General features: G+C 48.3%; 11 protein-coding genes, 1 pseudogene and 1 riboswitch. Of the genes and pseudogenes, 3 read left to right on the forward strand and 9 right to left on the reverse strand.

The annotated features are described in order from the left end of the window. The first annotated feature begins 285 nt into the window (after positions 1–285). Positions 286–2379, forward strand: a complete 2094-nt coding sequence (fusA, locus tag L976_RS05590) for an elongation factor G (RefSeq protein ID WP_047535016.1) — start codon at positions 286–288, stop codon at positions 2377–2379. 131 nt (positions 2380–2510) lie between these two features. Here fusA and L976_RS05595 read toward each other — a convergent pair whose 3' ends face one another. Next, positions 2511–3392: a LysR family transcriptional regulator gene (locus L976_RS05595; RefSeq protein WP_047535017.1), complete on the reverse strand. Its 882-nt coding sequence runs from the start codon at positions 3390–3392 to the stop codon at positions 2511–2513. A gap of 94 nt (positions 3393–3486) precedes the next feature. Here L976_RS05595 and L976_RS23150 point away from each other — a divergent pair, with 94 nt between their 5' ends. After that, complete coding sequence (locus L976_RS23150) at positions 3487–3639, forward strand: hypothetical protein (RefSeq protein ID WP_037414512.1); 153 nt, start codon at positions 3487–3489, stop codon at positions 3637–3639. Positions 3640–3805: 166 nt separating this feature from the next. Here the strand turns inward: L976_RS23150 and napB are convergent, their stop codons facing one another. The 8 genes and pseudogenes from napB to L976_RS05635 all read right to left on the reverse strand — a co-directional run. Next, entirely contained in the window at positions 3806–4237 is a 432-nt protein-coding gene (gene napB, locus L976_RS05600; protein ID WP_037429719.1) for a nitrate reductase cytochrome c-type subunit NapB, read from the reverse strand. After that, a complete protein-coding gene (gene napH, locus L976_RS05605) occupies positions 4234–5187 on the reverse strand; it encodes a quinol dehydrogenase ferredoxin subunit NapH (RefSeq protein ID WP_231570472.1) in 954 nt (317 codons plus the stop codon). The genes napB and napH overlap by 4 nt, the downstream gene beginning before the upstream one ends. Positions 5188–5228: 41 nt before the next feature. Further along, a complete protein-coding gene (gene napG, locus L976_RS05610) occupies positions 5229–5963 on the reverse strand; it encodes a ferredoxin-type protein NapG (protein ID WP_047535020.1) in 735 nt (244 codons plus the stop codon). Between the two features lie 51 nt (positions 5964–6014). Continuing rightward, a complete protein-coding gene (gene napA / locus L976_RS05615) occupies positions 6015–8495 on the reverse strand; it encodes a nitrate reductase catalytic subunit NapA (RefSeq protein WP_037414520.1) in 2481 nt (826 codons plus the stop codon). Next, entirely contained in the window at positions 8492–8776 is a 285-nt protein-coding gene (locus L976_RS05620; RefSeq protein ID WP_037414522.1) for a chaperone NapD, read from the reverse strand. The genes napA and L976_RS05620 overlap by 4 nt, the downstream gene beginning before the upstream one ends. Positions 8777–9044: 268 nt before the next feature. Further along, on the reverse strand, positions 9045–10268 hold the full coding sequence (locus L976_RS05625) for a lipocalin-like domain-containing protein (protein ID WP_052184057.1): 1224 nt from the start codon (positions 10266–10268) through the stop codon (positions 9045–9047). A 50-nt stretch (positions 10269–10318) separates the two neighbouring features. Further along, a complete protein-coding gene (locus L976_RS05630; RefSeq protein WP_047535022.1) occupies positions 10319–13009 on the reverse strand; it encodes an ABC transporter permease in 2691 nt (896 codons plus the stop codon). 154 nt (positions 13010–13163) lie between these two features. Next, positions 13164–13685: pseudogene (locus L976_RS05635) on the reverse strand (ABC transporter ATP-binding protein); the annotation flags it as partial. A 378-nt stretch (positions 13686–14063) separates the two neighbouring features. Further along, positions 14064–14186: riboswitch (glycine riboswitch) on the forward strand. 153 nt (positions 14187–14339) lie between these two features. On the opposite strand from L976_RS05635, the gene L976_RS05640 reads away from it, so the two are divergent. Next, positions 14340–15160: alanine/glycine:cation symporter family protein (locus L976_RS05640; protein ID WP_047540171.1), on the forward strand; the 821-nt coding region annotated here is incomplete at its 3' end.

Here is a 15160-nt window from a genome sequence, read left to right on the forward strand (position 1 = left end):
CTTAAAGTATGAGAAATCTGCAATATCGGTAAAAAAACGCTTATTTTTAGGCTTTTTACTAATTGTTTGAAAACTGAGCTAAATTTTTTTATTTAATTGTTTTAATGCATTTTTCTTATTTTTTTTTAATTTTTTCCGCGACTTTATCGTGAAAAATTGCAAGAGCCATTTGCGCATAGCGGGGTTCCAATTTACAATATGCGCCTAAAATAATCTGATGTGCGGTGTGTCGGTGGTTTGTCGCATACTCCGTCTACTTCTTAAACTAATCATTAAAGTTGAATCATGACCGAATTATCCAAATACAGAAACATTGGTATCTTCGCTCACGTTGACGCGGGTAAAACCACGACCACCGAGCGTATTCTTAAGCTAACCGGTAAAATCCATAAAATCGGTGAAGTTCACGATGGTGAATCAACAACTGACTTCATGGTTCAGGAAGCTGAGCGCGGTATTACCATTCAGTCAGCGGCAGTAAGCTGCTTCTGGAAAGATCACCGTTTCAACGTTATTGACACCCCTGGGCACGTTGACTTCACTGTTGAAGTTTACCGTTCTCTGAAGGTTCTTGACGGCGGTATCGCTGTATTCTGTGGTTCTGGTGGTGTTGAGCCTCAATCAGAAACGAACTGGCGCTATGCGAACGAATCTGAAGTTGCTCGTATCATCTTCGTAAACAAGTTAGACCGTATGGGTGCTGACTTCTTACGTGTTGTTAAGCAAACTAAAGACGTTTTAGCTGCTAACCCACTGGTTATGGTTCTGCCAATCGGTATTGAAGATGAGTTCTGTGGTGTTGTTGACCTGCTAACTCGTAAAGCCTACGTATGGGACGATTCTGGTATTCCAGAAAACTTCGAAGTTAAAGATGTTCCAGCGGACATGGTTGACTTAGTTGAAGAATACCGTGAAATGCTGATCGAAACTGCTGTTGAGCAAGATGACGATCTGCTAGAAGCTTACATGGAAGGCGAAGAGCCATCTGTTGAAGACCTGAAACGTTGTATCCGTAAGGGTACTCGTACTATGGCATTCTTCCCAACATTCTGTGGTTCAGCCTTCAAAAACAAAGGTATGCAACTGGTTCTGGATGCTGTTGTTGATTATCTGCCAGCGCCAGATGAAGTTGATCCACAACCTTTAACTGACGAAGAAGGTAACGAAACTGGCGAATACGCTATCGTTTCTGCTGATGAGTCATTAAAAGCATTAGCGTTCAAGATCATGGATGACCGTTTCGGTGCCCTGACTTTCGTACGTATTTATGCTGGCCGTCTGAAGAAAGGCGATACCATTCTTAACAGTGCAACTGGTAAGACTGAGCGTATCGGCCGTATGTGCGAAATGTATGCTAACGATCGTATCGAAATTGAATCAGCTGAAGCTGGTGACATTATCGCAATCGTGGGTATGAAGAACGTACAAACTGGTCACACACTGTGTGATGTTAAGCACCCATGTACTCTGGAAGCCATGGTGTTCCCAGAGCCAGTTATCTCTATCGCAGTAGCGCCAAAAGATAAAGGCGGCAGCGAGAAGATGGCTATCGCTATCGGTAAGATGATCGCAGAAGATCCATCATTCCGCGTAGAAACTGACGAAGATTCAGGCGAAACCATCCTTAAAGGTATGGGTGAACTGCACTTAGATATTAAAGTAGACATCCTGAAGCGTACTTATGGTGTTGAGCTGATCGTAGGTGAGCCACAAGTGGCCTACCGTGAAACCATTACTCAAATGGTTGAAGACCAATACACCCACAAGAAACAATCTGGTGGTTCTGGTCAATTCGGTAAGATCGAATACATCATTCGCCCAGGTGAGCCAAACTCTGGCTTCGTGTTCAAGTCTTCAGTTGTTGGTGGTAACGTTCCTAAGGAATACTGGCCAGCAGTTGAAAAAGGCTTCGCGAGCATGATGAACACCGGTACTATCGCTGGCTTCCCAGTGTTAGACGTTGAGTTTGAACTGACTGACGGTGCTTACCACGCAGTTGACTCTTCAGCTATCGCGTTCGAAATCGCTGCTAAAGCGGCATTCCGTCAATCTATGGCTAAAGCTAAACCACAACTACTTGAGCCAATCATGAAAGTTGACGTGTTCAGCCCAGAAGACAACGTGGGTGACGTGATCGGTGACTTAAACCGTCGCCGCGGTATGATCAAAGACCAAGTTGCTGGTGTAACTGGTGTTCGCGTTAAGGCTGACGTACCGTTATCAGAAATGTTCGGTTACATCGGTACTCTGCGTACAATGACTTCAGGCCGTGGTCAGTTCTCTATGGAGTTCTCACACTACAGCCCATGTCCAAACAGTGTTGCGGACAAAGTTGTTGAGCAAGTTAAAGAGCGTAAAGCTGCTGAAGCTAAGAAGTAATTCTTAACTTCCTCTAAATAGAAACCGCTGCTAAGCCTAGGCTAGCAGCGGTTTTTTTATGGGCGATGCACTAGTTGACGATAGACGGTTGACGAGTCAGCATTCAGCATTCAGCATTCAGCATTCAGCATTCACGCTTTTTGTTTACTTAATTCCAGTAGAGCATTTGCCGCGGGAGTTAACGGTAAGTTCTGCCGCCAAATCAGGGCTAAATCCCAAGTTAATGCTGGTTGCATTGGTCTAAAGACTAGTTTGCTGTGACTGAGTTTTTGGCAAATAGGTTCGGGTAATATGGCCAGTCCCATGTCGGCTTCAACCATGGTTGCAAGAAAGTCCCATTGACCACTGCGAAAGGCGATATTTAATTGCACGCCAGCCTTACGGCTGAGGCGAGTTATCAATTTGGCAAGTGAGAAGTCCTCATTATAGAGAATAAACGGATAAGCTTCAAAATCTTGCCAGTTGAGATATGACTTAGCCGCAAGCGGGTGTCCATCAGGCAGGCAAGCTAACAGAGGATATTTTGTCAGCGGCTGGTTGACTAGCTCAGTCTCATGGGTTGTGGGTAACGCAGTAAAGGCAATATCTAAACTGTTATTTAGCAGTGCCTGCTCGCAGCCAAATCCCCCGTATTCATACATTTGTAGTTCAACCCCAGGATAACGCTTACGATAGCTCGTCAGTAATCCAATAATTAAGCTACTCATCATGGGGCAGACACCGAGTCTAAGCCGCCCCGATTTTAGGCCGCTTAAGTTACTCATATCCTCCTGCAATCTATGCCATTGCCCGAGGATCTCCCGCGCACTGCGTTCAAACAGCTGCCCTGCTTGGGTTAGCTCCACCTTTTGATTGTTACGGATCAGCAGGGTTTCTCCTACGCTTTCTTCAAGCCTTTGGATGATTTTGCTGAGCGTTGGTTGAGTGATAAAGCATTTTTGTGCTGCACGGGTGAAGTTTTCCGTTTCAACTAAGATCAGAAAACATTGTAAGGTCTTGATTGGAATGTTCATGCTCAAATGGAATCCATTGTATGGCGTTAATTCATTTTACTGATGATGGTCTAAGTATTACTTTGAACTTGTTAACAGAACAGGAGATTTGGTCATGAAGTCAACGTCAAGTTTATGGGTAGGTGCTTTGTGGCAGGCGGCGATGCCTGAAACAAAGAATGTGCAAACAGCAAAGGCAGCGCAAACAAGAGTAACGGCTCCGGCGGGTGATTTGCATAAAGCAAAACAACAAGTTAACCCAGCCTAGGCTGGGTTTTTACTTTTCCGTATTTTATCTATTGTCCCGTCTGCTTATTTTTCAGTTCGTCCAACATCTCCCCCACTGAGTTTTTAAGTTTATCTCTAATTTTGTTATGGATAATAAAAAGCCACTGGATGATCAGTGGCTTTGGTGCGGGCAGGGGAGGATTGTTTTACTGAGTTGAGAACTTATTATCAACTAAAGGCGCTTTGTTTTCTGCTTGTGCAACATGGCACTGGGTGCAGAAATAATTATGGCCATTGAGCGTGCCCTTATCGTCGATAACGTGGGATTTCGCCACTGGTGTGGCTTTCATCCGTGGGGCTTTATCCCAGCTATGGCAAGTTAAACAGCCATTTTTATCTAAGGTTATTTTGTAATCATCCTTATGGGGGATGAGTGGCGGTTGGTCAGTAAAACTGCGTTCCAACGCCTTACCGCGAGCTGGGTAAACGGGCATAGCATCAGCGGGGCGAATATCGGTCACCGCGCTATCGCCGGCGAGGGATTTGATATTGACTGGTGTTGCTTGAGAGTCTGCTTGTTGGCCTGAGCAGCCGCCGATGGCTAATACAATCGCGGCTAAGGTGAGTATTTTTTTCATTGGTCATTCTCCGCCTTGGGGGCAATGTGTTGACGAATTGGTGAAGTGGTTGATGGCGAGTGACAATCGGTCGAATCGCCTGAACAAAGTTGAGCCTGAGTGGCCGTAAAACGTGTTTGATAGCGAAATACGCGTTGTGCGCAGACATCGATACAGCGGCCGCATTGGGTGCAGTCTGGGCTAGTGATCACCGGGTTTTGCCCTTTTAACGCTGGCTTTAATACCTGGCGTTCAGGGCAAACAGCAAAGCAGTCCATGCAGTTATCACAGGCACTGGCTTTGCTGGCAACAATTTTGATGGGGCTCCATTTGCCGATTAAGCCAAATAGGGCGCCTGTTGGACACAGGTGGCCACACCAAGCGCGCTCGGCGATAAACAGATCCAGCAGAAATATCGCCGCTAAGATCCATAAACCACTGAGACTGCCAAATAGCACGGCGCGATAGACTAAGGGGACGGGATTAATCCATTCCCAAATCAAGTTGCCCGTGAGCAGTGGCAATAACAGCACGAGTGCCAGCAGGTAATAACGTAAATTACGCGGTAACTCGCTGGTGCGAGGGAGGTTTAGTTTACGTCTGAGCCAGCTTGCGGTATCGGTGACCAGATTGACGGGACACACCCAACTGCAAAACACCCGGCCACCGGCGAGGGCATAAAACAGTATGACCAAGGTTGCACCTATCAATAGGCTAAGCTCGGGAATATGCCCGCTAATGAGCATTTGTAAGCTCACTAGCGGATCGGCAAAGGGAATGGTATCGAGCAGTAAACTGGCCGATAAATTACCCTTAAATAACCAAATCCCTAGTAGCGGCCCCAGTGCAAATAGCCCTAACAAGCCGCATTGCACTGCGCGGCGTAGTAGCAAATATTTGTGTGCGCCAAACCAACCGAGTTCTGCAATGGCGGCGGCATGCTCGCCTTGCATGCGGGCTTTTGAGTTCATTGTCTTATGACTTATAGACTTGTTACTCATAGACTCATTGCTCATAACGTCAGCCCCTTATTCAACATCTCTAAGGTGGTTTCCTCGGTGTTGAGATAAGTGTCATGCTCCGCTGCCTTACCGAGTGCTAATGCCGTCGGTAAGACTTTTATGGCGGCGGTATCGAGTACGCAGGCGTGCTCGCATTTGCCACAACCCGTGCAGGTATCACTGTTGACTGTGGGTAAGAACATGGCGTGGTGATCGCTATGTTGATTGCGTTGGCGTTCTAAGGTGATGGCGTTGTCGATTAACGGACAAACCCGATAACAAACATCGCAGCGTAATCCCTTAAAGTTCAGGCAATTTTTCTCATCGATCAGTACCGCAATACCCATTTTGGCATCGCTAATGTGCTCAAGTTGAGGATCAAGCGCACCCGATGGGCAGGCTTTGATGCAGGGAATATCCTCACACATTTCGCAGGGAATGCGTCTTGCGGTAAAGAATGGCGTGCCAGTGGCGGCGCCATCGAACCAACGTGCCAGTGTTAGCGTGTCGTAAGGGCAAGCCTCAACACACAAACCGCAGCGCACGCAGGCCGAGAGAAAATCGCTTTCTTCAAGGGCGCCCGGCGGTCTGCAAGCTTGGGAGGCGAGCTGGCCTTGGCTTTTTGCCGTGGCCGTCAAGCCTAATCCCACGAGCCCCATCACACAGCCAGCCTTAGCCGTCGTGGCCAAAAACTGGCGACGGTTGACTTGTTTGACTGTGAATGGACTCTTCACTTGCTGACTCACCTTAGACTCCTTAATCGCTTTCAAATACGCTTATCGCTATCAAATGAGGGCTTAGGCCTTCATCACTTTTACTGGGCACTTCTTAAAGTCAGTTTCTTTTGACAGTGGATCGGTTGCATCCAGAATCAACTTGTTGACTAACTGACGCGCATCGAAGAAGGGCATAAACACCACGCCGCGTGGCGGTTTGTTTCGGCCTTTGGTTTCAACACGGGTTTTGACCTCACCACGGGGAGATGCCACGATCACTTCATCACCACGTTGTAGACCGCGAGCCTTAGCGTCTTCAGGATGCATAAAGATTTGTGCATCAGGATAGGCGCGATAGAGCTCAGGTACACGGGCGGTCATCGAACCTGTATGCCAGTGTTCGAGCACACGGCCGGTAGACATCCACAGATCGTATTCTGAGTTAGGTTCTTCCGCTGCTGGTTCGTAAGGCAGGGCGAAAATTACCGCTTTACCATCGGGTTTACCGTAGAACTTAAAGCCTTCACCTGCCTTAACATAAGGATCGCTACCTTCAACGAAGCGGCGCAGGGTTTCTTTCCCCTCAACCACTGGCCAGCGTAGACCGCGGGTTTCGTGGTAACGGTCAAAGTCGGCTAAGTCATGGCCATGGCCGCGACCGAAGGCGGCGTATTCTTCGAAGATGCCTTTTTGTAGATAGAAGCCAAAGTGTTCACTTTCGTCGTTTAGGTCGCCCTTACAATCGGTAGTCGGGAACTTGTTGATGACACCATTGGCAAACAATACTTCATAAAGGGTCTTGTCAGCGTATTCAGGCTTTTTAGCGATAAGCTCTGCTGGCCAGACTTCAGACACTTTAAAGCGTTTTGAAAACTCGACTAATTGCCACAGATCCGATTTAGCTCCCTCAGGCGCTTTAACCTGTTGATGCCACATATGGGTGCGGCGCTCGGCGTTACCGTAGGCGCCTTCTTTCTCAACCCACATGGCGGTCGGTAAAATAAGGTCTGCTGCCATGGCGGTGACGGTTGGGTAAGGATCGGATACCACGATAAAGTTCTCTGGATTACGGAATCCCGGGTAAATTTCATCGTTGATATTCGGGCCGGCTTGCATGTTATTGGTACACATAGTCCAATAACAGTTTAGCTTACCGTCTTTGAGCATCCGGCTTTGCAGCACGGCATGGTAGCCAGGTTTAGGTGGAATCGTGCCTTCAGGCACTTGCCACATTTTTTCGGTGATCGCGCGATGCTTATCGTTATCCACCACCATATCTGCGGGGAGGCGATGGGCAAAGGTGCCGACTTCACGGGCGGTACCACAGGCTGAAGGTTGGCCTGTCAGTGAGAATGGGCTGTTGCCAGGTGTGGCGATTTTGCCCGTCAGTAAGTGAATGTTATAGAGCATGTTGTTTGCCCACACTCCACGAACGTGTTGGTTAATCCCCATGGTCCACAGGCTCATAACCTTCACCTTAGGATCGGCATAGGCCTTGGCTAAGGTTTCTAATTTTTCAGGTTCTACACCACTCATTTTTGCTGCGTATTCCAGCGTATAAGTGCTGACGAACTTAGCGTATTCTTCGAAGCTAATTGGGCTAGATTTACCGTTGCCAGGGTTTTTGGCTTTCTTCTCTAACGGATGATCTGGACGCAGTCCATAACCGATATCATCTACACCGAGGGCAAACTTAGTGTGTTTAGTCACAAAGTCGGTATTTACCGCTTTGTTTTGAATGATGTAGTTGGCGATATAGTTGAGGATCACCAGATCAGATTGTGGATGGAAAACCATCGGGTTATCCGCAAGATCGAAGCTACGGTTCTCGAAGGTGGATAGCACATGCACGCGACAGTCTTTACTGCTTAAACGGCGATCAGATAAACGTGCCCACAGGATCGGATGCATCTCGGCCATGTTGGCGCCCCAGAGCACAAAGTGATCGGCGGCTTCTAAGTCGTCGTAACAGCCCATCGGTTCATCAATACCGAAGGTACGCATAAACCCAACGACCGCTGAGGCCATACAGTGGCGGGCGTTAGGGTCGATGTTGTTGGTTAAGAATCCAGCTTTATGCAGTTTAGATGCTGCGTAACCTTCCCAAATCGTCCACTGACCAGAACCGAACATACCGACAGAGGTTGGGCCTTTAGTGGCGATGCTGTGTTTCCACTTAGCGGCCATAGTATCGAAGGCGACATCCCAACTGACTGGGGTAAACTCGCCTTCTTTATGATATTTGCCGTCTTTCATGCGTAGTAATGGCGTGGTTAATCTGTCCTTGCCGTACATGATTTTCGACAGGAAGTAACCTTTAATACAGTTTAGCCCGCGGTTAACTGGGCTTTCAGGATCGCCTTTGGTGGCAACCACTTTACCCGCTTTAGTACCGACTAATACGCTACAACCCACACCGCAAAAACGGCAGGGGGCTTTGTCCCACTTGATGTTATCTGACTCGGCGGCTTCAACCATTTTCACGGGAAGCGTGACGCCAACGGCCGTCGCAGCGGCAACCGCTGCGTTAGCCTTGAGAAACTCGCGGCGGCTAATGCTCATAGTGTTTCCTCACTCTCTTTTTCTAACAGTTCTTGTTCTAGGGGTTCTACTTGGTGGTAAATCAAACTGGCGGATAACACACCGGACAGGCCATTGATGGCTTCAACATTGTCGAGAATGGCTTTTTGGGTATTCCCTTCGAGGGTAATAACCAACTTGCCTTCGGGTGAAATGGCGTGGATATCGCAGCCTTTTAACGCGGCAATATCGGCTTCAACCTGTTGCAAGGCATTAGGGGCTGCATGTACCACGAGGCTGGTGACATGGTATTCCTGACTCATAGCGGTGACCTTTATCTTGAGATGCACTCAGCTGCTTTGCATAAACATCTGTACAACTGAATGTGGATAACTGCGAGTCTAGACCTGATAAAAAATGTGGGTATACCTCACAAGAGGTATTGCAGGGGATAGTCGATCGGGATCAAAGTTTTGCGCGTGATCTAACTCTCAGTTTGAAATTTAAACAATCGCTATCTCTTTGGAGAGGGAATGGCGAGATTGGTTAGATTAGCGAAAGATCCGGCAGTCAAACATCACTATGAGTGGATTAATATCCCGTCAGCTCCATATAACCCATGCCGGTGTGACTACCGCTAAGTTTAATCGGACCTTCCCAATAGGAGGTGGATAACGCCATGGCGCTATTGGGATTTAACGGTGAGATACGGATATCGATTTGCTCACTCGGGATTTGGACTTGCCAGCTTACGGGGTATTTGCCGGTGCGGGTTGTTTGCCATTCAAGCGGCGTCATTTTTATTCCATCTGGCGTGTCTCGGGAGTTGATATTGCGGCCTGTACCATCGGCAAACATTCGTCTGGCGCTGTAAAAGGCTAATGGAGTTTGAGATTTATCGGTGGATTGTTCCCTTAACTGAAAGAGCATTAGCGCCGAACCATCATTGAGGCGCAGGGCAAACCAATCCCAACCCTGCTGGCTTTTAGTTAAAAATTGTGAGCTCCATTCTCTGTCTAGCCAGCCTTGGCCTGTGACTTTCTCTACCCGACTCTCGGCTTGGCCATTGATGTTGATATATCGGGTGATCTCACCGCTAATAGTGATAAAAGGTTGACTGTAATAGTAGGAGGCGACGTTACCCTCGCGGTTTTTAATGCTATAGCCATTATCACCTTGATATTGCAGCGGTGCTTGGCTAGTCAGCGTTAGCGCGTAACTAAAGTCTGCGGTCTCAACCCTTAAGATTGCCGGAAATAACGCGCTCGATTCACTCTGCCATTGCCAGTTATCGAGATGAATTTGATAGGGATTGGCATTGACGCCGGCAAGCTTTGGATGACCGCGAGACCATTTCTCATGGGCCAGATGTGCCGCGCTAGAGGTCAGTGCGCTATGGGCAAAATAGAGTTGTTCAGTTGCCCAAGCGGAGTTAAGGGTAGTCGGTTGCGCATTTTGCGATTCTGTATATTGAGGTTTTAGTGCCACCCTAAATTGGGTCCATTGCGCGCCAAGTTGCTCACCTTTTTCGGTGGTTAAGTTAGCGGTGAGATACCACCATTCTTGCCGAAAGCCGTTGTGGGCAAGATGATCTTGGGGAAAGTGAAACTGATGCTCAGGTGTCACCTTGGCAAAGGCTTGTTGCGTTGAGGTTATTTCGCCTTCTTTTGTTTGCCCTAGCAAAGCTCCCATGGATTTGGATTCTGAAACGCTCGCGGGCGCATCATCGCAGCCGCTTATCGTGAAAAAGAGTAATCCACCGATGATGAGTTGACTGATTAAGCGTGCGTTTGTACGGCACTTAAGCCAGTTCATTGTGAGTAAACCATTCACTTTCAATTGGGTAATGGTATATGGACGACTGTTCATAGGGTTTCCTGCTGCAAACTGGCGATTAGCGGCCTGCGGGTTTGCCAGTAAAGCGGTAAGAGCACGGCTAAGGTACAAGTCACCAGTGCGATGAGGATGGCTTTGGCATAAGCAAACCAGTCCCAGATCATTTGGATGGTCCAACCAAAGGCTTGCAGGGTGATTTTATTGATTAATAAATACCCCAGCAGAGCGCCCGTAGGCATCGCAATCAGGCAAGTGATTACCACAACCAGCAGCATTTGGCTAAATACCATAGTACGCAGTTTGCTGCGACTCACCCCAAGGGAATAAAGCCGTGCCAGTGGTGCTTGCCGTGCTTGGGTTAACATTAAGCAGGCGCTAAATAGCCCAATGGCGGCCACCAGCAAGGTTAAACTATTGAGCACTAACGTGATTGAAAAAGTGCGTTTAAACATGGCAATGGCTTGGGCCTTTATGTTGGCTTGGCTATAAATTTGTGCCTGAGCCAACTCTAGCGCTGTGGCGAGCTGCATTTGCAGTTCATCCAGTTCGGCCTCACTGCGCTTGCCGTTCGTGGGTATTGGTTGCGTTAGCACTGATGAGGATGATTTATCAGCTTGTTCCAGAGGATGAAAACTGGCCGCAAGGCTGATGGGTAACTGTGGCAGTTGTGCCTGTTGCCACAGTTGATGGCTAATAATGAGCTCATTGCGGGTATTACCATGGTCGTAATAAATACCTGCGATAACTACTTGGTTACTGGTGATTTTATCGAGCACGTTTAAAGTGACTTTATCGCCTAGCATCAACTGATACTTAATCGCCATTGGCTCACTCACCAAGACAAATTGTCCGCCAAAATAGCGTTGCCATAGGTCAGGTAAACTGTCTTTGAGTGTACTTGTGTACTTGATTGACTCATCATCACGGCTGATAAGATTCACGGGGATCGTTTGAGGCGTTGGGCCTTGGATCGATATCTCTGCATCGACTTGCCATTGTTGATATAAGCCGCTGACACGAGGATCTTGGCTTAATTTATCCCGTACATCAGCCATACGGTTAGCACTGGGGCGCAGGTATAAATCGGCATGTAAGCGGGTTTCTAACCAACTTCTTAGGGTCTGCTCAAAGCTGCCCACTAGGGTATTCATCGCCACATTTGCGCTTAATGCCAGCAAAATGGCCATCATCGCAAGGGAAAGTGGCGCGATAAGCTCGCGGGTTTCGGCGAGCAAATAGTGTTTAAGCCCTGGGCGAGTGAAGGGGAGCAGTAAGCTTACTCCCCAATGCAATACTTGGGGCAACAGCAGAGGAATCGCGACCGTCACTATGCCTAGTAATATCAAACTGGTGTTGTAACTTTGGCTGAAGGGAAACAGTATCGCCGCGAGTACGAGTAACCCACAGGCTAAGATAAATTGCCGCTGGTGGGTTTGGTTGTGGGCCTTGGTTTGCTGATAACGGTTAGCGCCTTGGGCAAGGGATTGGCGCGTAAGATCAAAATACAAGGGCATGCAAGCAGCAAGCGCTGCCACTAAGGTGAGCGCGATCGCCTGTGCTAACCAATGCCATTGCCAAATGCCCGGCAGCAAGTGGGCACCATAGAGCTGTTCTAACGTCATGGCAACCATAGGTTGTAGCCAATGGCTGAGTTGTAAACCTAAGATAAACCCGATTACCGAGCCTAAGATAACCAAAAATAGTAATTCGGCGAGCAGGGCAAGCATCACGTCGAGTCGTTCTAGCCCCTGTTGCAGCAGTTGGATCAGCAAACGTTGGCGTTTCATTAGGCTGTAACGCACGCCGTTATAGGCAATAAACAGCCCAACCACAAAGGCTAACATACTCATCGCATTGAGATTTAAATGAAAACTGCGGGTAAGCGCCATTAAGGCTTGCCCTTGATCCTGCTGACTGTAGCTGGCGAGATCTGGGGTGATACCTAAGGTGTCGAGCCGTTGTTTTAACGCGGCTAGTTTATCCCTATCGTTAAATAGGGCGATATAACTGAGTTTGCCCGGCATGCCAAGTAAGTTTTGGGCGAGGGAAATATCGGTCAAGATGGCGCTGCCAAGTCCCCAACTATCATCGACACGGATCACTTTTAGGGTCGATGGTGTTATGGATTGGGCTAGGCTGAGCTGGCCATTGGGCGCGATTTTACTGGCTAGACTATCACTCATCACCACCATAGGCTCCCCGCTCATTAGGTCGGCAAGGGGCAGATCTCCCATTGAGACAGTAGAATTAGCCGTTGCCTTGTTATTTGAGGACGGTGAAGCGTTTTTTGAGGTTAATGTGGCAGTCAATGCCGCGACAATATCGCTGCCTTCAATTTGCCAATACTGGCCGTTTTGGCCTGCGACTCTGCCACTGACTACCGCAAGACTTTGGCTAATCCCAGCTTGCCTTAAACTGAAATACACCGATTCATAGAGATTATCTTGGCCAACGGGTGAGGTCAGCAGTACATCGGCTCGCTGACTTAAGAGCTCAGTGGCTTCGCTATAGCTACGAATCGCATTATCGTTGGTGGCTTTTACCCCGATGAGCAGCGTCACGGCGAGGGCGATTCCGAGTAAAATCGCCCCAGCCTGCAATGGCGCGTGGCGATAATGGGCTAAAAATACCTTGAGTACCCAAGTGATACGCAGCCATTGCCCACTCTTATTTAAGTTATTGTATGGGTTGGCTTTATTTTCTGGTTGTGTGTTATTCATCATGCTAGCCGGAGATCGACACTGCGGCGTGGGACAGATGCCAGCGTTTGTTCATAAAGGCGGCGCACTCTTCGCTGTGGGTGACCATCAAAATGCTGGTTTGGCTCTCTTTGGCGAGTTCGCATAGCAGTGACATCACCTGTTTACCAGATTCGTCATCTAAGTTACCCGTGGGTTCGTCGGCCAGCAGTAAACTCGGATTGTGGGCTAATGCCCTGGCTATCGCGACCCGTTGTTGTTGTCCGCCGGAAAGCGCTTCAACCTGCCGGTTTAACAATGCCGCTAACCCGAGCTTTTCCACCAAATAATCGCACCAAGGATTCCAGCTATCACCGTTAAGGTGCAGGGAAAAGCCGATATTATTTTTGACATTCAGCGGAGTGAGTAAATTAAATTGTTGGAATACCACGCCTAAATGGGTACGCCTAAACTCACTCCATTGCTTATCTTGCCACTTGGTGGTGGATTGATGATTCAGCACTATCTGGCCACTGTCTGCCGTTTCAAAGCCCGCAATCAGATTCAGTAAAGTGCTTTTGCCGCTGCCACTTGGGCCGGTGAGTGCGATAGTCTCCCCTTGATGCAAAGTTAAATCGACCGCTTGCAGCACAGTGTGGCGCTGCTCGCCGTCGCGAAAACTTTTACTTACTTGGATAAGCTTGGCGACTTCTTTCATCTATCTCTTCCAATTGGGATTTAGCCAACCTAGGCGTTAGGCTAAAGATAAAGCATTTTACAATCCTATAGATACCGATATTTGGGCAAGTTAGATCAATTCACATTGATTAAGACTTAGGATTGAGTCTGTTTGAATTTTCTGCGATTAACGGCTTGGCTCTCATTTCTGTGAGCAAATGGGCTTGAGCTATTGTGGTGTTTGTTGCATTCTGTGCGCCCTGTTAAAACGATAGCTGGCTATCGTTTTAACAATCCGTTCGGATGAAGGTAGCAGGAGAGTGGGGAATTAACCCCACACCGACGAGGCAACTTTGTTGTTGGAAGCATTCCATAAACAAAGCACTCTTTCAGGTGCCGCAAGGCGTGGACTGTTACTGGACGAGCCTCTGGAGAGACTACCGATTGCATTAACTTGCAATAATAGGTGGCGCCGAAGGCGAAAGTGTCGCAGTGTTTTAAGCGACGCGAAACGCTCAGGCAAAAGGACAGAGGAGAGGATGACTGCACAGTCCCTGTCGTTTGTCTTTGTGGACTATTTTCCTGCCGTTATTGGCTGGGAAGATGGTATTTCTTTAGGCTGGCAGCGATGTGTCACAGCCATTTCTTTTCCTCCTCCTTTATTAATTTAGTTGTTTAATAATTGAGGAATATCATGAGTTTTGAAGCCTTACTCAGCAGCCTAAACGGTATTGTCTGGGGTCCTATCACACTTTGTTTGTTAGTTGGCACAGGGATTTATCTCACTGCGCGACTAAAGCTTATCCAAGTATTTCGTCTGCCAATGGCGCTGAGCCTATTGTTCAAACCCGCTAAGGGGCATGGTGATCTATCGTCCTTCGCCGCGCTTTGTACTGCATTGTCTGCAACCATAGGTACGGGCAATATTGTTGGGGTCGCAACGGCGATTAAGATGGGCGGTCCTGGTGCGTTATTTTGGATGTGGCTTGCCGCCTTTTTTGGCATGGCGACTAAGTATGCCGAGTGTATGTTGGCGGTAAAATACCGCACCACCGATGCGCGTGGACAGATTGCCGGTGGCCCGATGTATTACATAGAGCGTGGCCTCGGTTTGCGTTGGATGGCGAAGTTATTTGCGCTGTTTGGCGTGGGGGTAGCGTTTTTCGGCATTGGGACTTTTGCTCAAGTGAATGCGATAAGTGATGCCTTAACTATCGCCTTTGATGTACCAACATGGGCGACTGCGCTGGTGCTCACCCTGCTGGTGGCGGCTGTCACCTTAGGTGGTGTCAAACGTATCTCCAATGTGGCGCAAAAGTTAGTACCGGCGATGTCAATTGGTTATGTGTTGGCCTGTGTGTGGATTTTAGTGGTTTTTGCCGATGCCATTCTACCCGCGTTGCAATTAGTGGTGGAGTCGGCCTTTACCCCAGTATCGGCTGCGGGGGGATTTTTAGGGGCGACCGTAGCGCAAGCGATTCAAATGGGGATTGCCCGCGGGGTATTTTCTAATGA

This window comes from Shewanella sp. ZOR0012 (assembly GCF_000798835.1).
Taxonomy (GTDB): domain Bacteria; phylum Pseudomonadota; class Gammaproteobacteria; order Enterobacterales; family Shewanellaceae; genus Shewanella; species Shewanella xiamenensis.